Raw genomic sequence first — 19,728 nt, forward strand, 5'->3', positions numbered from 1 at the left:
CACAAACATGCTACCACCTGACTCCAAGCCGGTTCATCACCTTTTCGGCCACAAGGTCGATCGGCAGATAGAACACGTGCACGGCATAGATCGCGGCGGGCACCCCGATCAGGATGCCGAGGATGATGAGAACCTTGAAACCGCGCTGGAAGAACAGCTGCCGGCGCGAGCGGACGTAGGGCACGGTCGCCAGAGGCGAGATGCCGAACCGCTTCACAAGGTCTTCGGGACGGCGGACCGAGCTGTTCAACAGCTCAAGCAGCACGATCAAGGCGATGCCCGCACCGATGCCCAGCAAACCGCCACCACCGGCGATCAGCGCACGGTTGGGCTTGGTCGGCGCATTCGGCGTGTTCGGCTGTTCGATAACCGAGATCCGCTGACCCCGCGACCGGCTTTCGATCATGTCACCCGTCTGGGCCTGAGACAGACGGTCCTCGGCCAGATTGTACTGGGTTTCGATGATCGAGTAGGTGCGCTCCAGTTCGTCGAGCGAGATAGACACTTCCGGCGTCCGCTCGATCGTCTCGTTCAGTGCTTCCAACTCGGTCAGGATAAGCGTCTTCTGCTCTTCCAGTCCCGCGATCTCGCCGTCGATTTCCGCGATCTGCAGGTCGAGGATCGTCGGCGGAGCAGCGTTGGGATCGGTCGGTTCATCGTCGATCTCGTCGATGCGCGCGGCGGCGGCTTCGGCGATTTCCACTTCCAGCCGTTCGATGCGGCGCTGAAGCAGGCGGACTTTCGGGTTCTGGTCCGAGAACACCAGCCGCGCCTCGGCCAGTTCGCCGCGCAGATCGCGCAGCTGCTGCTCGGCCAGGGTCGGCGGGTTCTGTTCCGGGTTCAGCTCGGTACGGCCGGTCGTTTCGTACAATTCGCGCAGGCGAAGGCGCTGGCGTTCCAGCCGCTCGATGTCGCGGTCGATGCCGGCGATACGCTCTTGGAAGTCGGCGCGCTTCGACATGCGGAATTCCAGCGTGTCAGGCAGCGCGTCGCTGTTTTGCTGTTTGAACGCAATGATCCGGGCGCTCTGCGCGCTCAGTTCGCCATCCAGCCGCTGCACTTCCTGCTGGAAGAACTCCAGCGTGTCACCGGCCCGGCCGCGGCGGAACTCTGCGTCGGCTTCCTGAATGATGTTCAGGTACTCGTTCAAAACGCCGGCAGCCTTGTTGGGATCGGCGGCCTCGAACGAAACGACCATCATCGTCGCGGCATCGCGGCCCGACTGGGTGTAGATCTGGGTACGCGCCCGCATGGCCCGCACGATCTCGTCCGGGTTCATCTGCTCGATATCGGGCAGCACTTCGAGCCGGCGCGAGATGTCCAGCAGGTTGGCGCGGGTCAGCAGACGCTGTTCGATGATCTGCAGCTGTTCCAGCGCGGGGGTCCGCACCGTCGACGCGGCCAGTTCATCGGGGATCTGCGGCGACTCCACGACCAGCCGCATCTGGCTGACGTAGGCCGGCGGCAGCGAAATGGCGACAGCCACGGCAACCGCCGTGATGACGGTGGCCAGCACCACGAACCAGGGGAGGCGTCGCAGGAAAATCGAGAAATAGAACTTCAGGTCATCCATCTCGGCCACCATTCTTCTTGAACTGGATCACTGGTTCCTCATCAACAGGCTCGGCATCACCGGGGACGGCACCGCCAAGAAAGACTCCGTCTGCCAGCACCTCGTCGACCGTGGTCGCATCGATGACAGGCACGTCGCCGCCCCAGGCGTAGAGAAGCGCGAATTCGCACAACTGGTTCACAAGACGCGGCACACCCCCCGTCGCTTCAAAGATCCGCTGGCAGGCGTCGTCGGTAAATTCCTCGCCCGTGCCACCAACCATCTGAAGCCGGTGCCGGATGTACTTCGGCACGGTCTCTGCGTCCATAGATTTCAGGTGGAAGCTGGCCGCGATGCGCTGGGTCAATTGCCGCATGTCCGGCGCTTGCACGATGTCGCGCAACTCGGGCTGGCCCACCAGCATCAGCTGGATCAGCACGTCCTTGTTCGAGTTGACGTTCGTCAGCATCCGCAGTTCTTCCAAGCCCTCGCGGGACAGGTTCTGCGCCTCGTCGATGATCAGCACCACGCGCCGACCCATCGCGTATTCTTCCAGAAGGAAATCCTGCAGGATCTGGAAGGTCTGCACGTAGCTGGTCGTGGGATCGTATTTCACGTCCAAGGCATGCAGAATCCACTGCAAAAGCTCGCCCCGGCCGCCCTGAGCGTTCGAGATCAGGCCAATGGTCACGTCGTCGCCGATCCGGGACAACAGCGCCTGAACCAGCGTCGTCTTGCCCGCGCCGACCTCGCCGGTGATCAGCGTGATCGGGGCGCTCGACATGATGCCGAATTCGAGGATCGCGAAGGCGCGCTTGTGCTGCTGAGACCAGTACAGAAACTCCGGGTCCGGAACGAGCGTGAACGGCCGTTCGCGGAACCCGTAGAAATCGACGTATAGTGCGTTGGATGACATGTCGGTCAGGCGCGCCCTAATTTCCTAAGAGAATTATCATTGTTTCCAATGGCGTAACGATCACGGGCACAGGCCGCGGACCGGAATGATGATATCGGGTGCCCTTCCGCCAGTATCGCGCCGACGACGCGATCAGGTTCTGTGGGGGCAAACTGTGTTAATTTCATGGCGTAGTACCGGCCTGCTCTTGGCCTGTCCGGCCACTTGTTTGACCGGCCTTTCCTATCGTTCCGGCTCGTTCCGTCAATAAAGACGACAAAACGCCGGGTCAGCACAAGGGTCACAGCGCAAAGTTGATTGCAGCGAAATTGTGGCGCGGCACCTGAAGCGCATCGAGCGGGTGAATGCAGCCGTGCCGAACCGCGTCAAAGTGGCCCGGGCGTGAACAATGTTGCGCGGTTTAGGGCAATGGAGGACCTGTTAGCTGCACTGCGGCATACATCTGCACTCAAAGCGGGCAGCACTTGCATAAGATCGCCCTATACGTGTATCGATGCCATCCTTGGGCCCGGGTGCCATATCTGTCACAAATTGTTGCTGTCGCCGCATCAACCCTGACGAAAGCCACCGCCCCGGTGCGAAGCCAGAAACGGTGAAACCGGCTCGAGCCGAATCAAAATCGGGTTCGGTTTCCGTTTCCTTCCCGGCAACGGCGACAGTCGGGGCTTCTCGCGGAGAATTGCCCGGTTCTCGGCGCTTGAGACCCCTGAATCGCAAGCCCCGCCCTTGTGAGGCCAATACCATCCGGCGTAGGTTCCGCCCGGCGTTCGGACACGGCTGCGAAAGCTGCCCGACCACGCCATTGGGGGTTTTCAGATTCCGGGTATGACATGTTTGCGCGTCTTTTTTTGATCCTTTCCCTGGCCCTGCTCGCAGCCTGCGATTCAGCGGAAGAACGGGCCGAGAAGCACTTTCAGGACGGTCTTGAGCTTTACGAAGCCGGGGACGTGGCCCGCGCCATCGTGGAAATGCGCAACGTCTTCCGCATCGACAGCACCCACCGCGAAGCACGCCTTCTGATGGCCCGGATCGAGCTGGAGCGTGACAACCCGCCTGGCGCTTATGGGCACTATCGCGCGCTTGTCGAACAATTCCCCGACGATTTCGAAGCCCAGCGCGCCGCCGCCGAGATCGCGGCCGAACTGAACGACTGGGATGCGGCGACGATGCATGCCACCGCGGCCGCCGGTCTGCTGGATGAAGGTCAGATCGATCCCGTGGTCCGCTCGGTCGAACTGGGCGCCGCCTATCGCACCGCCCGCGAGGCCAACGACCTGCCCGCGGCCCGCGCGATCGCGGAAGAGGCGGCAACGCTTCTAGAAGACAATCCCGAACTGCTGATGCTGCGCCGGATCCGCGTCGACGACCGTTTCTCCGCGCAGGACTGGGAAGGTGCCCTGACCGAGATCGACGGCGTCATTGCGGACACCCCGAACGACCGGTCCTTCTACCTGATGCGCCTGACCGCGCTGGATCAGCTTGGCCGAGACGACGAGATCGAGGCGCAACTGCGCGACATGGTCGACCGCTTCCCCGAAGACGACATGCGCCGCGTTCTAGTGACATGGTACATGGCGCAGGACCGCGCCGACGACGCCGAAGCCTATCTTCGCGAACAGATCGACCCCGAGAACCCGGACGCGATCGACCGCATGGTTCTGGTGACCTTCCTGACCCAGCTTCGCGGGGCCGAGACCGCACGCGCAGAGATTGACGCGATCCTGTCGTCCACTCCTGCCGACAGCCCCGATCGCGCGTTGTACCGCTCTGTCGCGGCCAGTCTCGATTTCGATCTCGGCAACCGCGACGCCGCGCTTACCGAGATGGAAGACATCATCGCCGGCTCCGAGCCGTCGGACCAGACCCGCCGCATCAAGATTACCTATGCCAAGATGCTGAACAGCACCGGCAACGCCGTTGGCGCCCGCGCGCTTGTCGAAGAGGTGCTGGAAGAAGACACCAGCAACGTCGAGGCGCTGAAGATGCGCGCCGACTGGATGATCAGCGACGACCGTCCGGACGAGGCGCTGGTCGAACTGCGCCGTGCGCTGGATCAGGCGCCGCGCGATTCCGAGGTTCTGACCCTTATGGCGCTGGCGCAGGAACGCCTTGGCAGCCACGAATTGTCCGGCGAGATGCTGGCGCTTGCGGTCGAGGCGTCGGGCGCCGCGCCCGAAGAAACGCTGCGCTACGCGACGTTCCTGGTGCAGGAAGACAGCCTTCTGCCCGCCGAGTCGGTGCTGATCGACGCGCTTCGCCTTCAGCCGGACAACATCCTGATCCTGTCCGCGCTTGGCAACGTCTACGTCCGGCTCGAGGACTGGGGGCGCACTCAGGGTGTGATCGACGCCCTCAAGCGCCTGGACAACGAAGAAGCCGCGCAGGTCCTTAACGAACTCACCGGACAATTGCTTGCCGGCCAGAACCGTCAGTCGGAACTGCAAAGCTTCCTTGAACAACTCGCCGGCGCACAGGGCAGCAACGGTCAGGCAATCGCCGCCGCCATCCGGCTTCGCGTCGCGCAGGGCGATCTTGACGGCGCGATGGAATACCTGAACGAGCGTCTTGCCGAAACACCCGACGATCCGGGGCTGCGCCTGATTTCGGCGGCCCTTCTTTCGCGCGAAGAGCGGTACGACGAAGCCCGCACCACGCTGCGCGACCTGCTGGAGGAATTCCCCGAAAACCAGCAGCTTTGGATGGCTCTGTACAACGTCAACCTTGCCGCCGGCGCGCCTGAAGAGGCCGAAACCGTGTTGCAGGAAGCGCTGGACGAGGTGCCCGACGGTGTCGTGCTGAAATTCACCAGCGCGGTCGAGGCCGAACGTCAGGGCGAGATCGAGGACGCCATCGCCGTGTACGAGGCGCTTTACGAGAACAACTCGGGATCGCTGGTCGTCGCCAACAACCTTGCCAGCCTGATTTCGTCCTACCGCGAGGACGACGAAAGCCTTCAGCGCGCCTATGCCATCGCACGCCGCCTTCGCGGTTCTGACGTGCCCGCCTTCCAGGACACCTACGGCTGGATCGCGGCCCGGCTGGGCAATCTGGACGAGGCGCTGGAATATCTCGAATCGTCCGCAGCCGGTCTGCCGGACGACGCGACCGCCCAGTACCACCTTGCCCGCACCTACGTGATGGCGGGCCGGGATTCGGATGCGCTGGAGGTCTATCGCCGGACGCTGGAGATTCTCGACACCAATCGCCGACAGCTGCCATTCCGCGAGGAAGTCGTGGCCGAGATTTCCCGTTTGGAGGAATCAGAATCGTCTGTCGACAACTGATCGCCGCAAAAACCGGCAAATCTGCCGCACCCCGCGGAAACCTTGCCTTGCCGGATTTTGTTCCCGATGCAAAAACTGCATAGTGCGTCCGAGAGGGCGGAGATACAAAGGTTTCCGATGTTTGCTAGATCTACATTCCACCGGGCTGCTGCTGCCGTTTTCGGCCTGCTGCTGCTCATCGCCGGTACCGCTGCCACGGCACAAGGCGACTATCGCATTCGTTCTGGGGACACGCTTCAGATCGAAGTCATCGAGGATCCCAGCCTGAACCGTTCGGTTCTTGTGCTGCCCGATGGCTCGATCAGCTTCCCCTTCGTCGGTTCCGTACGCGCTGGCGGGCTTGGCGTTGGTGACGTTCGCAATTCGCTGGCCGCTGGCCTGTCGCCGAACTTCGCAAGCCAGCCGACCGTCGTCGTCTCGGTCGCTTCCGTCGCCGAAGCAACGCCGCCGGCCTACACCGGCCCGGCCCGGACGCGGACGATCGACGTGTACATCACGGGCGAGGTCGCCAATGCAGGCCGCGTCGAGGTGAAGCCCGGCACGACCATCCTTCAGTTCATCGCCGAAGCAGGCGGTCTGACCCCGTTCGCTGCCGAATCGCGCATCCAGCTGCACCGGACCGACCGCAAGTCGGGCACAACCCGCGTGTATCTGTTCAGCTACTCCGGCAAAGGCAACGGCACCCGGATCAGCCCGGCCACGCGTCTCGCCCCTGGCGATGTCGTGATCGTGCCGTCCCGGCGCCTGTTCGAATAAGGACTTACCCATGCTTTGCAGGCGGCGGACCCGGCTGAGACTTACGGTCGCAGCGGCTGCGGTGCTATCCGCATCCGCCGCCGGTCTGCCGTTGATGGCGCAAGACAACGTCGGCGGGCCCGAATTCACGTTCGACCTGTCGACGACCGTCAGCGCCAGCGACAACTACGATCTCGAGGTCAATCCGGCGGGCGACACGATCCTGTCCGAGACGCGCCTTGGCTTCGGGTTCGAAAGCGTCGGCCGCACCCAGACCTTCCGGTTCAACTTCTCGGACAACTTCCGGTTCGGCGACGGACCGGGCGCGCCTGCGGAAGCCGGTTTCGAAGGTATCAACGCCGCGCTGTACTATGAAAAGCTGTGGGTGAACTCGCGCCTCGTGTTCGACGCCCGGCTTCGGACCATCGACCTTACTGCCGCGCTTGACGACGAAGACATCGAGAACCCGGCACTGGACCGCGGCACGCTGCAAACGACCAACATCAGCCTTGGCTTCCAGACCGGTCTTACAGGCCCCGTCGGCGCCGAGATCTTCCTGTCGGACGTTCGCCGCAACTACACCGACACCACGAACCCCGATCTGGTGGACAGCCGGACCCTGACCGGCGAGGCCGCCCTGCTGCTGCGTCCGGACACCGTCACCGAGTTCCGCCTTGGCTACGGCCAGTCGGAATACGACGCCGAGGACCCGCAGGGCACCCTGCGGACGACGCGTGAGCTGACTTTCGGCGCAATCCGCGAACTGGACACGATCACCGTGATCAGCGGCGAGATCGGCTGGAAAGAGATCGAGGAGGACTGGCGGAACGTCGCATTCGACCCAGAGGACGAACGCGGCCTGATCGCCTCGCTCTCCTACATGCGCGAACTGCCGTCGGGCGACTTCGGCATCGACCTGTCGCACGACGTGACCAACGCGGGTCAGCGCACCGACCTTTGGATCTCACGCGCCTACGATTACCCGCTTGGCACCTTCGGCGTCGCAGTCGGGGTCGCAAAGCCAGAGAACGGCGACTATGAACCGGTCGGCCGCGTCACCTATGACCGCGTGTTCAACGATCAGGCCTTCCGCCTGTCGCTGGCCTCTGAGATCGTCGTCACCTCTGACAGCGCGATCCAGCGGAACACCACCGCGAACGTCGGCTATGACTACCAGATCAGCAACGTCGACAGCGTCGGCTTCTCGGTCAGCTATGCCTGGATCGAAGGCATCGGCGGCGCACCCGTCACCGACAGCACCAGCGCCAGCGCGACCGCGGTCTACCGCCGCGACCTGACGGAGGACTGGTCGGTTGAAACGGGCTACACCTACCGGCTCCGCCGCGAGGAAGGCACCGACGAGGCCGAATCGAATACCCTGTTCCTGACGCTTCAGAGCAGCTTCAACTGGCGGCCGTAATCGCGCCGCCAGACCACGACTTCCCTAAAAAAATTACTCCAACCGGCAGTTTTCCGCGATTTGCCACATTTTGCGCAGATTCTCGCCGACATTGGAACGCGACAGTTATCTAGGCTGAACTCATTGGCGCTACCTGCGTTGGGTTCGCGCCGATAACCGTGGTACGTAGTTCGACACGAACGGGAAGGCAGACTGATAATGATCGTGGGAGCACTCATCGTCGGCTTGGGAACAGCCTTTGCCTCGCTCATCATGTCCGTGATCGGCGGCGCAGGCGTTCTTGCGGCACTCGGAGCCTACGCTCTCGGCGGTTGCGCCGGGACCATCGGCACCTGCATTGTCGCCCTACTGCTCCAACGCACCTTCTCCGACCGCCCCACCGGCGCCACCGAACAAACGGCCCGCGTCAACTTTTCCGGCTGACCGGACGGGTTCGCGTATTCCACGCACCAAATGTGACTTTGGTTCTAAGCCGTACGCGCGGCTGTTTCCTGACATCACCTAAATATGGCTGACGCTACCGGTGCATCTAAGCGGCGGCGCTCGTAAACCGTCTCGGCCCTCGCCGGCGTCGCGCGGTCCCAGCTCCCCCTACCCACACTTCGAATAGCCGCAGTTCATGCAGGTCATGCAGCCTTCGACCATGCGCATCTCGAAGGCGCCGCACGAGACGCAGGCCTTGCCCCGGTTGCCGTTCAGGTTGACCACGTCGGCCGTGGGGTCGGATTTCAGGCCAAGTCCCTCACCTTCGATGAAGCCGATCGAGATCAGGTGGCGTTCGATCACGCCGCCGATGGCCGCGAGGATCGAGGGGATGTACTTGCCCTGCATCCACGCCCCGCCGCGGGGGTCGAAGACCGCCTTCAGTTCCTCGACCACGAAAGACACGTCGCCGCCGCGCCGGAACACCGCCGAGATCATCCGGGTCAGCGCCACGGTCCACGCGAAATGTTCCATGTTCTTCGAGTTGATGAAGATCTCGAAGGGTCGTCTGTGGCCGTTCAGCACGATGTCGTTGATCGTCAGATAGATCGCGTGGTCGCTGTCGGGCCATTTCAGCTTGTAGGTCTGTCCTTCAAGCTGCTGGGGCCGGTCCAGCGGTTCGCTGATATAGACGACGTCGCCGTGCGGCGTCTGCGGCTCTGCGCCGGTCATGGACACGACTTCAGGGGCCGCCTTCGGCTTCTCCTCCGCGACCGTCAGCACCGACCCCGTCACCTCGTTCGGGCGGTAGGTGGTGCAGCCTTTGCAGCCGGTCTCGTAGGCTTCCATGTAGACGTCCTTGAACGCCTCGAAGCCGATGTCCTCCGGGCAGTTGATCGTCTTCGAGATCGACGAATCCACCCACTTCTGCGCCGCGGCCTGCATCTTCACGTGATCCATCGGCTGCAACGTCTGCGCGTTGACGAAATAGTCGGGCAGGTCCGCATCGCCGAAGGTCTCGCGCCACATCTGCACCGCGTAGTCGACGACCTCTTCCTCGGTCTTGGTCCCGTCCTTCTGCAGCACCTTGCGGGTGTAGGCATAGGCGAAGACAGGCTCGATCCCCGAGGACACGTTGCCGGCATACAGCGAGATCGTCCCGGTCGGCGCGATCGAGGTCAGCAGCGCATTGCGGATGCCGTGCGCGCGGATCGCGTCCTTCACGTCATCGTCCATATGCGTCAGCGACCCGCTCGCAAGGAACTTGTCCGCGTCGTACAGCGGGAAAGATCCCTTCTCTGCGGCGATCCGCGCCGACGCCAGATAGGCGGCGCGGGCGATGCGGTGCAGCCAGTGCTCGGTCTGACGCGCCGCCTCGTCCGAACCATAGCGCAGACCGGTCATCAGCAGCGCGTCGGCCAGCCCGGTGACGCCCAGTCCGATGCGGCGCTTGGCCTGTGCCTCGGCTTCCTGCTGCGGCAGGGGGAAGCGCGAGGCATCGACCACGTTGTCCATCATCCGCACCGCCGTCGCGACCAGATCCTCCAGTTCCGCCTCGTCGATGCCGGCGTCCTCGGTGAACGGCCCGGTCACCAGCCGAGCAAGGTTGATCGACCCCAGAAGGCAGGCGCCATAGGGCGGCAGGGGCTGCTCGCCACAGGGGTTCGTCGCCGCGATGGTCTCGCAGTAGGACAGGTTGTTCATCTGGTTGATGCGGTCGATGAAGATCACGCCCGGCTCGGCATAATCGTAGGTCGACCGCATGATGCGGTTCCACAGGTCACGCGCTTCGACCGTGTGATAGACCTTGTCGCCGAAGGTCAGCTCCCACGGGCCATCCGCCTTCACCGCTTCCATGAACGCGTCGGTGACCAGCACCGAGACGTTGAAATTCCGCAGCCGCGCGGCGTCGGATTTGGCGGTGATGAAATCCTCGATGTCCGGATGGTCGCAGCGCATCGTCGCCATCATGGCCCCACGGCGCGACCCGGCGGACATGATCGTGCGGCACATCGCGTCCCAGACGTCCATGAACGACAGCGGCCCCGAGGCGTCCGCGGCCACGCCCTTCACCCCCGCCCCCTTGGGCCGGATGGTCGAGAAGTCGTACCCGATCCCCCCGCCCTGCTGCATCGTCAGCGCGGCTTCCTTCAGACCGTCGAAGATGCCGGCCATCGTGTCCGGGATCGTGCCCATGACGAAGCAGTTGAACAGCGTCACGCTGCGGTCGGTGCCGGCCCCGGCCGTGATCCGCCCGGCGGGCAGAAAGCGGAAGTCCTCCAGCGCGCTGTAGAACCTGTCTTCCCACTTGCCCGGATCGGCCTCGACCGCAGCGGTCGCCCGCGCGATCCGACGCCACGTATCCTCGACGCTTTGATCGATCGGAGTGCCGTCCGCCTCTTTCAGACGGTATTTCATGTCCCAGATCTGTTCGGCAATCGGGGCAGCGAAGCGTGTCATGGGCTGATTCCTTTAGGGCAAGGAAGCCTGAATATAGCGGTTTTCCACAACCGGTTGAACCCCGCACGCTGTGGGCTACGATATGATGTGGTTAATGGGGAAGATTCTGTGGATAAGTACACACACCTCGTGAAGCTCTCCGTCGGCACCGAATCCGTCGAGGATCTTGAAGGCTGGCAGCGCAGCGGTCGCTCGGTCACGTCCGATGGCTTGCCCCGCCATGTCACGCGCATGTGGCCCAAGCGCGAGGCCGAGGTGCTGAACGGCGGGTCGATCTACTGGGTGATCAAGGGCGTCATCCTGTGCCGCCAGAAGATCCTGCGGCTGGACGAGGTGACGCGCGAGGACGGCATCCGCCGCTGCGCCATCGTGCTGGACCGCAAGGTACACCGCGTCGCGGCCACGCCCAAACGGCCGTTTCAGGGCTGGCGCTATCTCGCGCCGTCCGACGCGCCGCCGGATCTGACGGCGAGCCGGAAGAACGAAGACCCGCTGCCCGCCGCGCTAAGCGCGGCACTGGCAGAGATCGGAGTGCTGTAGGCGCGCCGCCCGAAAGCGGCGCATCCCGGATCAGAAGGCGCTTAGCACCGTCGAGGTGATCGCACTGTGGCGGCCGTTCTGGACCGCGCCGGCGGTGGAGTTCAGCGGCAGCTTCCCGCCCTTGCCGCCGATGGGCATGGTCAGCCCGAAGCGCACCGTGCTCATGTCACCGGTATAGCCGCCGTAGTCGATCTCGGACTGCGCCAGTTCGAGGCTGACGGTCAGGGGCAACTGGATCCTGTCGCCAAGGTAATAGCTGCCGCCGATACCCACGGTGTTGACGTCGACGCTGTCCCCCAGCGAACTGATGGTGGTGTGGCTGACGCTGCCGAACAGCCCGAACCCGTTGCCGAACTGGTAGGTGCTGGCGATCTCGAACAGGTCGGCATTCACGGTGACGCCCGAGTCCTCGATCGAGGTCCGCACAAGGTTGCCGGCAAAGGACAGGCGGTCGCTGGACAGGACGCCCACGCTGATGCCGTAGTCCTGGATATCGGTATCCGCGCCGATCTCGGGATCGGTGTCGGTGATGCCCCAGAACACCTCGGTCCGCCAGTTGGTGCCGACGTAGCCACCGGTCAGGCCGACCGAGGTGGCGTCGAGACTGGTGGTAAAGCCGGTGTCGTCCAGCGATGCGTACTCGACGTAGCCGCCGACCGCGTAGGGCACGGTCGCGAAGCGATAGCGCGGGGCGACGGCGAAGGACGTGACAGACGAACTGCCGGCCACGTCGTCCGACTCGAGGTTCGCATAGCCAAGGTCCAGCCCGACGCTCAGGCCGTTGGTGAACTTCACCCGCCCGCTGACATCGATCGAATAGGTGGTGACGCTTGTGTCCGTGTCAGAGAATTCGCCAAAGCCAAGACCAACGGTCGCCGCCGCCGTCCAGTCCTGTGCCTGCGCCGCCGTTACGGAAACCGAAGCCGCGACGCAAAGCGCCGCAACGTGTACCGGGTAAGTCATGAAACTGCTCGTTGCCGTTTTGTTATGTGCTTCACATAGCACTCAAAACGGCGGCGGAGAATGAGTTTCTCGGAACGGTTCAAGGCGTCTCCCGCACGTTGCAGCACAACCACAACGTGCGCCGCGCGCCAAAAGCGTCAGCCGTCCAGATCAAGCATCCGCATCATCGCCCGGTATGCGTCCCGCTCGCCGTCCGCCCAGTGGGCGTTGCGCGACTTGAACAGCGTGGCCTGACTGCGGTGCACCGGCTCGCCGCCAATGATCTTCAGGTGATTGGCCCGCAGCGTCTCGCCCGTAGAGGTGATGTCGGCAATCGCCTCTGCGGTCAGGTTCTTCACCGTCCCCTCGGTCGCGCCCTGACTGTCGACCAACAGATAGTCGGCGACCCCGTGCTCGCGCAGGAACTCGCGGACCATGCGGTGGTACTTGGTGGCGATCCGCATCCGGTGACCGTGCAGGCGGCGGAAGTTCGAGGCGACGGCGTCAAGATCGTCCAGCGTTTCGACATCCACCCAAGCCCGCGGCACCGCGATGATCAGGTCCGCGTGGCCGAACCCAAGCGGCGCCAGTTCTTTCACCGACTGGTCCCAGTGCGCCAGCTTCTCGCGCACAAGGTCGGTTCCGGTGACGCCAAGGTGGATGCGTCCGCGGTGCAGTTCGCGCGGGATCTCGCCCGCCGACAGCAGCACCAGTTCGACGCCCCCGACACCCTCGACCACGCCAGAGTACTCGCGCTCTGACCCGGCTTTCGACAGGGTCACGCCGCGCGAGCCGAACCAGTCGAAGGTCTTCTCCATCAGCCGTCCCTTGGACGGCACGCCCAGCTTCACGGTCATTGCCCCGCCTCCGCCAGTTGCAGCGCCAGCGACGGGCGCACCACGCCGCCCACGGCGGGGATCGCCGCGCCACCGCCCAGCGCGCGGGTCAGCGCGTCATAGCGCCCGCCCGTGGCCACCGGCGGCAGATCGGGCCGCGCCATCGACGACAGGCCGAAGACGAAACCGTCGTAATATTCCATCGAGGTCCGGCCATAGCCGCCCTCGAACTCCAGCGCCTCGACATCGACGCCGCGCTGCGCCATCGCGTCCAGCCGCGCCTCGACCTTCGCGACGGCGGGGGCGATGGCGGGCATGTCCACCGCAATGTCGCGCAGACGTTCCAACGCCATCGGCGCGCTTTCCCGCAAGGTGACGATCTGGTCCAGCAGGTCCGTCTCGGCCGCCGACAGGGGCGGCTCGGCGGCATCGGCGACCAGCACCTTTAGCCGCGCCTCGATCTCGTCCTGCGACCGCAGGCCGATCAGCGGACCTGCCTTGGCCAGCACATCGCGGCCCTCGGAAAACGCCTTCAGCAACTCCGCCCGGCCCGCAGGCTTCGCGGCGCGGCCCGAGTAGCGGTCGACCAGCGCCCGGAACCGGCGCGGCCGCCAGACGTGACGCAGCAAAGCCCCCTTGCGGAAATCGGGCGTCGACAGCCCCCGCACGGCGGCCAGCAGAATGCCGATGTCGCCGATCACGGCGCGCAGGTTCATATGCGCCATCGCCGCCGAGAACAAAGCGAACACCTCGGCATCCGCAGCCGCCGGATCGGCGCCGTCGAACAACTCGAACCCGACCTGATCGTATTCTGGCGGCCGGTCGCTATCGAGCTCCTGAATCCGGAACACCTTGCCCGCATAGGCATAGCGCGCGGGCGACGGACCGCCCTGCATGTGCATCTGCACCACCGGCACGGTGAAGTCCGGCCGCAGCATCATCTCGCCCGCCAGCGGGTCGTGGGTGACGTAGGCGCGGGCGCGGATGTCCTCGCCATACAGGTCCAGCAACGTCTCGGCGGGCTGCAAAACCGGCAGGTCCACCAATTGCCCGCCCGCCTGTTGGAACAGGTCGGTCAGCCGGGCGATCTCGGCGTCCAGCGCCAGATTGCCGCTCATCAGCCCAGCTTCTCTTGGACGTAGGCCAGAAGATTTCCGCGCGCGATCTCTTCCTGCGCGGGCTGTTCCTTCCATTCTTCGTGGCTTAGCCCTTCGGCCAGCTTCTTGCCCAGAACCAGATCCTTGACGGTCACGACGCCGCGCGCCTTCTCGTCCTCGCCTTCGATGATCGCCAGCGGGCAGTCGCGCTTGTCCGCATATTTCAGCTGATTGCCGAAGTTCTTGGGGTTGCCCAGATAGACCTCGGCCCGGATGCCCGCACCGCGCAATTCAGCGGCCATCTTCTGATAATCGCCCATGCGGTCGCGATCCATCACGGTGATCAGCACCGGCCCCTGCGAAGACCCGTCGACCCGGCCCTTAGCGCGCAGCGCGGCCAGCAGCCGGTCGACCCCAATCGAGATGCCCGTCGCCGGAACTTCCTGCCCGGTGAACCGCTTGACCAGATCGTCATAGCGCCCGCCCCCTGCAACCGAGCCGAACTGACGCGGGCGGCCCTTCTCGTCGAGGATCTCGAAGGTGAGTTCCGCCTCGAACACCGGTCCGGTGTAATAGCCAAGCCCGCGCACGACGGAGGGGTCGATGATGATCTGCTCCGGGCCAAGGCCCTGCCCGTCCAGCAGTTCGGCGATGATTTCCAGTTCCTGAACGCCACTCTCGCCGGTGGTTGACCCCTGAACCAGCCCCCGCAGCGCGGCGACGGTGGCCGGACCATCCTCGCGGCGGGCCGCCATGAAGCCCATGACGATCTCGGCCTGCTCGGGCCCAAGCCCCGCACCCTTGGTGAAATCGCCCGACTCGTCCTTGCGCCCCTCGCCCAGCAGCGCGCGCACGCCGTCCTCGCCCAGCCGGTCCAGCTTGTCGATGGCGCGCAGCACGATGCCGCGCTCGGTCACGAACTTGTCGGGATCGCTTGGGTCCAGCACGCCCGCGACTTCCATCACGCCGTTCAGGACCTTCCGGTTGTTCACCCGCACGATGTAGTCGCCGCGCGGAATGCCGACGGTCTCTAGCGCGTCGGCCAGCATCCCGCAGATCTCGGCATCCGCCGCGACGGTGGGCGCCCCCACGGTGTCCGCGTCGCACTGGTAGAACTGGCGGAACCGCCCCGGCCCCGGCTTCTCGTTGCGCCAGACCGGCCCCATCGCATAGCGGCGGTAAGGCGTCGGCAGATCGTTGCGGTGCTGCGCATAGACGCGGGCCAAGGGCGCCGTCAGGTCATAGCGCAGCGCCAGCCACGTCTTGTCGTCATCCTCCTGCCACGCGAACACGCCCTCGTTCGGGCGGTCGACGTCGGGAAGGAACTTGCCCAGCGCCTCGACCGTCTCGACCCCCGAGCTTTCCAGCGCGTCGAAGCCGTAGCGCCGGTAGACCTCGGCGATCCGGTTCAGCATCTCTTGCCGCTCGGTGACCTCATGGCCGAAATAGTCGCGGAATCCTTTGGGCGTCTCTGCCTTGGGGCGCGGCTGTTTCTTCTGCTTGGCCATGGTCGTATCCATCCGGTTGGGTTCGCGGCGCGGTCTAGCGGAAGGCCGCATTGGGGGCAAGGACGGCCGCGGCGGCTCGACATCGCCCCCGGTGCGGGAGTAAGGGAAACGCATGACGGATACGCGACTGGACGCCCTGGAGGAAAAGCTGTCCCACCTGCAACGGGTGACGGACGAACTGTCGGACGTGGTCGCAGGCCAGGCCCGCGAGATCGAGCGCCTTCAGCGCCGTGTCGGACTGCTGATGGAGCGCGAGGCGGAACGCGAAGCCGACGGCGAAGGCTCCATCGCACTGGCCGACCAGAAGCCGCCGCACTGGTAACGGGCCGGGCGCGGGGGCTCTGCCCCCGTCACCTTCGGTGACTCCCCCGAGGTATTGGACAAGAGAAGAAGCTCAGGCATCTTCCACCGTCACCACGCCGCCGAGCGATTTCAGCGCGCCCTTGATCTGCGGGTTGATGTGGAACCGGTCGCCCAGCGCGATCTCGACCTCGCCGGGCAGGTCGGGCGCCATCAGGCACAGCTGCACCGGCCCGCGCGCGCGGGTTTTGGCCTCTGCCGTCGCCTTTTCCAGCAGGGCCGCGACCGCCGCGACCGCCGCCGCCTCGTCGACGAAAACCTTCAGCCCCATGCCGCCCGCGCCCGCCGCGACCGCGTCCACCGGCTGTGCGCCACGGGCCAAGAGTTTCAGCTGATCCGATTCCATCGTCGCCTCGACCGTCAGCACCACGTTGTTGCCGGTCTCGAGATGTTCGCGCGCGGCTTCCAGCGTGTCCGAAAACACGGTGACCTCGTACAGCCCCGAGGGGTCGGAGAGCTGCACGAAGGCGAAGCGGTTGCCGCGCGCCGACTTGCGTTCCTGCCGTCCGGCCACCGCGCCCGCCAGCTTGGCGACCAGCGGCCCGCGCTCGGCCTTTGCCGCGACCTCTGCCAGTGTCATCACGCCCTGACGTTTCAGCGGACCCATGTAATCGTCCAGCGGATGACCCGACAGGTAGAAGCCGATCGCCTTGTGTTCCTCGGCCAGCCGCTCGTTCGGCAGCCAGTCGGTGACCGGCGACAGGCGCGGCTCGGGCAGGTCGTCACCGGCCTCGCCGAACAGCGACACCTGGTTCGAGTTCTTCTGCTCGTGCACCGCCGCCGAATAGGCGACCAGCCCGTCGAGCGACTCGAACACGCGCCGCCGGTTCGGGTCGAGCTGGTCGAAGGCGCCGGCCCGCGCCAGCATCTCCATCGGGCGCTTGCCGATCCGCTTGAGGTCGACGCGCCGCGCAACGTCGTAAAGGTTCACGAAGGGCTTCTCGCCCTTCCCGGGCGCTTCCGGATCGACGCGCCGCGCGTCGACGATCATCTGCATCGCATCCGAGCCGACGTTCTTCAGCGCGCCCAGACCGTAGACCACGCGGCCTTCCGATACGCTGAACGTCGCCAGCGAACGGTTCACGCAGGGCGGCACGATCTCGATGTCGAGGTTGCGGCGGACTTCCTCGGCATAGACCGCCAGTTTGTCGGTCAGGTGGATATCGCAGTTCATGACACCGGCCATGAACTCGACCGGGTGGTTCGCCTTGAGCCATGCCGTCTGATAGCTGACCACCGCGTAGGCGGCGGCGTGCGATTTGTTGAAACCGTAGTTGGCGAACTTCTCCAGCAGGTCGAAGACCTCGCTGGCCTTCTTCTTGTCGACGCCGTTGGCCGCCGCGCCCTTCTCGAACTTCGGCCGCTCGGCGTCCATCGCCTCTTTGATCTTCTTGCCCATCGCGCGGCGCAGCAGGTCGGCGCCGCCAAGCGAATAGCCCGCCATGACCTGCGCGATCTGCATCACCTGCTCCTGGTAGACGATGATGCCCTGCGTCTCGGCGAGGATGTGGTCGATCGACGGGTGGACCGAGGTGATCTCGCGCAGGCCGTTCTTGACCTCGCAATAGACCGGGATGTTTTCCATCGGGCCCGGCCGGTACAGCGCCACCAGGGCGACGATGTCCTCGATACAGGTGGGTTTCATGCGCCGCAGCGCGTCCATCATGCCCGAGCTTTCAACCTGGAACACGGCGACCGTCTTGGCGCTGGAATACAGGTCATACGTCTTCTTGTCGTCCAGCGGGATCGCGTTGATCTGGTTCTCGGCCCCCTCGAACGGCTCATAGATCGGCGACCCGTCCGGTCCGGTGTGCAGGTCGCGGCCCTGCCCGTGGATCAGGTCGATGGCGTTTTGGATCACCGTCAGCGTCTTCAGGCCGAGGAAGTCGAACTTCACCAGCCCCGCCTGTTCCACCCATTTCATGTTGAACTGCGTGGCCGGCATGTCGGACCGAGGGTCCTGGTACAGCGGCACAAGCGCATCCAGCGGCCGGTCGCCGATCACAACGCCCGCCGCGTGGGTCGAGGCGTTGCGCAACAGCCCCTCGATCTGCTGGCCGTAGGTCAGAAGCCGGTCCACGACCTCTTCCTCGCGCGCCGCCTCGCGCAGGCGCGGCTCGTCGATCAGCGCCTTCTCGATCGACACGGGCTTCACGCCCTCGACCGGGATCATCTTGGACAGCCGGTCCACCTGGCCATAGGGCAGTTGCAGCACCCGGCCGACGTCGCGCACGGCGGCTTTCGACAGCAACGCGCCGAAGGTGATGATCTGGCCCACCTTGTCGCGGCCGTATTTCTCTTGCACGTAGCGGATCGTCTCTTCCCGCCGGTCCATGCAGAAGTCGATGTCGAAGTCCGGCATCGAAACCCGTTCCGGGTTCAGGAAGCGTTCGAACAGCAACGAATACCGCAGCGGGTCGAGGTCGGTGATGGTCAGGGCGTACGCCACCAGCGAACCCGCGCCCGAGCCCCGGCCCGGGCCGATCGGAATGCCGTTGTCCTTCGACCATTTGATGAAGTCGGCAACGATCAGGAAGTAGCCGGGGAAACCCATGCCTTCGATGATGCCCAGTTCGAAATCCAGCCGCTCCTGGTATTCCTCGGGGGTGACCGCGTGCGGGATGACGGCGAGACGGGCCTGCAGACCTTCATTCGCCTGCCGCCGCAATTCCTCGACCTCGTCGTCGGCGAACTTCGGCAGGATCGGCGCGCGTTTCTCGGCCTTGTAGGCGCAGCGCCTGGCGATCTCGACGGTGTTCTCCAACGCTTCAGGCAAGTCTGCAAACAGCGCGGCCATTTCCTGTGGGGTCTTGAAATAGTGCTGCGGCGTCAGACGCCGGCGCGGGTCCTGCTGGTCGACATAGGCACCTTCCGAGATGCAGATCAGCGCATCGTGGGCCTCGTACATCGCGGCCTTCGGGAAATAGACATCGTTCGTGGCCACCAGCGGCAGGCCCATCGCATAGGCCATCTCGACATGGCCCCGTTCGGTCGCCCGCTCGGCCTCGGTCAGCGCGCCGTTCTCGCCGGGGTGCCGCTGAAGCTCGATGTACAGCCGGTCGCCGAACGCGCCCGACAGCTTCTTCACCAACGCCTCGGCCTTCGGCATCTGCCCGGCGGCGATCAACTGGCCCAGCGCGCCCTCGGGGCCACCGGTCAGGCAGATGACGCCCTCGGCATGGGTGCACAACTCCTCTACCGACACTTTCGGCAACTCGCCGTGGCTGTCGAGGTAAAGGCACGAGTTCAGCTTCATCAGGTTCATGTAGCCGGCTTCGTTCTGCGCCAGCAGAACCACCGCAGCGGGCGCGCGCGGCTTCTCGCCCGGCTGCACCGGGTCATAGTCCACGTCCACCTGACAGCCGATGATCGGCTGCACGCCCGAACCGCTCGCCATCACGGAAAATTCCAGCGCGCAGAACATGTTGTTGGTGTCGGTGACCGCCACCGCCGGCATCCCGGCACTGGCGCAGAGGCCGGACAGCTTCTTCACGGGGACGGCCCCTTCGAGAAGCGAATATTCGGTATGCAGACGAAGATGAACGAAGCTGGGGGACTGAGTCATGGCGCCACGCTACCCCACGACCGGCCGGTGTGGAATCCGCAAATCGCGTCCTTGCACCTTCTGATCGGCGTGACCCGACGCCCTTGCTTC

At 64.7% G+C, this 19,728-nt stretch carries 14 protein-coding genes; 6 read left to right on the forward strand and 8 right to left on the reverse strand.

What is annotated here, in order from left to right; translation table 11 throughout:
• Nucleotides 1–10 precede the first annotated feature (10 nt).
• Together ACP156_RS20160 and ACP156_RS20165 are read right to left on the reverse strand one after the other, a co-directional pair.
• Nucleotides 11–1,573 (reverse strand): GumC family protein, encoded by a 1,563-nt coding sequence (locus ACP156_RS20160; protein WP_425053174.1) that lies wholly within the window; start codon nucleotides 1,571–1,573, stop codon nucleotides 11–13.
• Complete coding sequence (locus tag ACP156_RS20165) at nucleotides 1,566–2,468, reverse strand: ExeA family protein (RefSeq protein ID WP_425053175.1); 903 nt, start codon at nucleotides 2,466–2,468, stop codon at nucleotides 1,566–1,568. The genes ACP156_RS20160 and ACP156_RS20165 overlap by 8 nt, the downstream gene beginning before the upstream one ends.
• An 848-nt stretch (nucleotides 2,469–3,316) precedes the next feature.
• Between ACP156_RS20165 and ACP156_RS20170 the strand changes: the two genes are divergently transcribed.
• The 4 genes from ACP156_RS20170 to ACP156_RS20185 all read left to right on the forward strand — a co-directional run bounded on the left by ACP156_RS20170 (nucleotide 3,317) and on the right by ACP156_RS20185 (nucleotide 8,330).
• Nucleotides 3,317–5,752 carry a tetratricopeptide repeat protein gene (locus ACP156_RS20170; protein WP_425053176.1) on the forward strand — a complete coding sequence of 812 codons (2,436 nt, stop codon included), beginning with the start codon at nucleotides 3,317–3,319 and terminating at the stop codon, nucleotides 5,750–5,752.
• Nucleotides 5,753–5,869: 117 nt separating this feature from the next.
• A complete protein-coding gene (locus ACP156_RS20175) occupies nucleotides 5,870–6,508 on the forward strand; it encodes a polysaccharide biosynthesis/export family protein (RefSeq protein WP_425053177.1) in 639 nt (212 codons plus the stop codon).
• 94 nt (nucleotides 6,509–6,602) lie between these two features.
• Nucleotides 6,603–7,907, forward strand: coding sequence for a hypothetical protein (locus tag ACP156_RS20180; RefSeq protein WP_425053178.1), 1,305 nt, complete (start codon nucleotides 6,603–6,605; stop codon nucleotides 7,905–7,907).
• A gap of 198 nt (nucleotides 7,908–8,105) precedes the next feature.
• Entirely contained in the window at nucleotides 8,106–8,330 is a 225-nt protein-coding gene (locus tag ACP156_RS20185) for a hypothetical protein (RefSeq protein WP_425053179.1), read from the forward strand.
• A 168-nt stretch (nucleotides 8,331–8,498) separates the two neighbouring features.
• On the opposite strand, the gene ACP156_RS20190 is transcribed toward ACP156_RS20185, so the two are convergent.
• Complete coding sequence (locus ACP156_RS20190; RefSeq protein ID WP_425053180.1) at nucleotides 8,499–10,790, reverse strand: adenosylcobalamin-dependent ribonucleoside-diphosphate reductase; 2,292 nt, start codon at nucleotides 10,788–10,790, stop codon at nucleotides 8,499–8,501.
• Between the two features lie 108 nt (nucleotides 10,791–10,898).
• Here ACP156_RS20190 and ACP156_RS20195 point away from each other — a divergent pair, with 108 nt between their 5' ends.
• Nucleotides 10,899–11,330 carry a DUF1489 family protein gene (locus ACP156_RS20195; RefSeq protein ID WP_425053181.1) on the forward strand — a complete coding sequence of 144 codons (432 nt, stop codon included), beginning with the start codon at nucleotides 10,899–10,901 and terminating at the stop codon, nucleotides 11,328–11,330.
• Between the two features lie 30 nt (nucleotides 11,331–11,360).
• On the opposite strand, the gene ACP156_RS20200 is transcribed toward ACP156_RS20195, so the two are convergent.
• From ACP156_RS20200 to hisS, 4 genes are all read right to left on the reverse strand, one after another.
• Nucleotides 11,361–12,293, reverse strand: a complete 933-nt coding sequence (locus ACP156_RS20200; protein ID WP_425053182.1) for a hypothetical protein — start codon at nucleotides 12,291–12,293, stop codon at nucleotides 11,361–11,363.
• 137 nt (nucleotides 12,294–12,430) lie between these two features.
• The gene (hisG, locus tag ACP156_RS20205; protein ID WP_425053183.1) at nucleotides 12,431–13,129 is read right to left on the reverse strand and encodes an ATP phosphoribosyltransferase; all 699 of its coding nucleotides are present in this window, start codon (nucleotides 13,127–13,129) and stop codon (nucleotides 12,431–12,433) included.
• On the reverse strand, nucleotides 13,126–14,226 hold the full coding sequence (locus ACP156_RS20210; RefSeq protein WP_425053184.1) for an ATP phosphoribosyltransferase regulatory subunit: 1,101 nt from the start codon (nucleotides 14,224–14,226) through the stop codon (nucleotides 13,126–13,128). Before ACP156_RS20210 ends, hisG begins: the two co-directional genes overlap by 4 nt.
• Entirely contained in the window at nucleotides 14,226–15,713 is a 1,488-nt protein-coding gene (gene hisS / locus ACP156_RS20215) for a histidine--tRNA ligase (protein ID WP_425053185.1), read from the reverse strand. Before hisS ends, ACP156_RS20210 begins: the two co-directional genes overlap by 1 nt.
• 112 nt (nucleotides 15,714–15,825) lie before the next feature.
• On the opposite strand from hisS, the gene ACP156_RS20220 reads away from it, so the two are divergent.
• A complete protein-coding gene (locus ACP156_RS20220) occupies nucleotides 15,826–16,035 on the forward strand; it encodes a SlyX family protein (RefSeq protein WP_425053186.1) in 210 nt (69 codons plus the stop codon).
• A gap of 72 nt (nucleotides 16,036–16,107) precedes the next feature.
• Here the strand turns inward: ACP156_RS20220 and dnaE are convergent, their stop codons facing one another.
• Nucleotides 16,108–19,638, reverse strand: coding sequence for a DNA polymerase III subunit alpha (gene dnaE / locus ACP156_RS20225; RefSeq protein ID WP_425053187.1), 3,531 nt, complete (start codon nucleotides 19,636–19,638; stop codon nucleotides 16,108–16,110).
• Between the last annotated feature and the right edge of the window lie 90 nt (nucleotides 19,639–19,728).

This window comes from Psychromarinibacter sp. S121, from assembly GCF_049801035.1.
Classification (GTDB): Bacteria; Pseudomonadota; Alphaproteobacteria; order Rhodobacterales; family Rhodobacteraceae; genus Psychromarinibacter.

Coding starts and splice junctions, on each gene's coding strand:
- ACP156_RS20160 (WP_425053174.1), bottom strand. CDS start 1,573: ATGGATGACCTGAAGTTCTATTTCTCGATTTTCCTGCGACGCCTCCCC.
- ACP156_RS20165 (WP_425053175.1), bottom strand. CDS start 2,468: ATGTCATCCAACGCACTATACGTCGATTTCTACGGGTTCCGCGAACGG.
- ACP156_RS20175 (WP_425053177.1), top strand. CDS start 5,870: ATGTTTGCTAGATCTACATTCCACCGGGCTGCTGCTGCCGTTTTCGGC.
- ACP156_RS20180 (WP_425053178.1), top strand. CDS start 6,603: ATGGCGCAAGACAACGTCGGCGGGCCCGAATTCACGTTCGACCTGTCG.
- ACP156_RS20185 (WP_425053179.1), top strand. CDS start 8,106: ATGATCGTGGGAGCACTCATCGTCGGCTTGGGAACAGCCTTTGCCTCG.
- ACP156_RS20190 (WP_425053180.1), bottom strand. CDS start 10,790: ATGACACGCTTCGCTGCCCCGATTGCCGAACAGATCTGGGACATGAAA.
- ACP156_RS20200 (WP_425053182.1), bottom strand. CDS start 12,293: ATGACTTACCCGGTACACGTTGCGGCGCTTTGCGTCGCGGCTTCGGTT.
- hisG (WP_425053183.1), bottom strand. CDS start 13,129: ATGACCGTGAAGCTGGGCGTGCCGTCCAAGGGACGGCTGATGGAGAAG.
- ACP156_RS20210 (WP_425053184.1), bottom strand. CDS start 14,226: ATGAGCGGCAATCTGGCGCTGGACGCCGAGATCGCCCGGCTGACCGAC.
- hisS (WP_425053185.1), bottom strand. CDS start 15,713: ATGGCCAAGCAGAAGAAACAGCCGCGCCCCAAGGCAGAGACGCCCAAA.
- ACP156_RS20220 (WP_425053186.1), top strand. CDS start 15,826: ATGACGGATACGCGACTGGACGCCCTGGAGGAAAAGCTGTCCCACCTG.
- dnaE (WP_425053187.1), bottom strand. CDS start 19,638: ATGACTCAGTCCCCCAGCTTCGTTCATCTTCGTCTGCATACCGAATAT.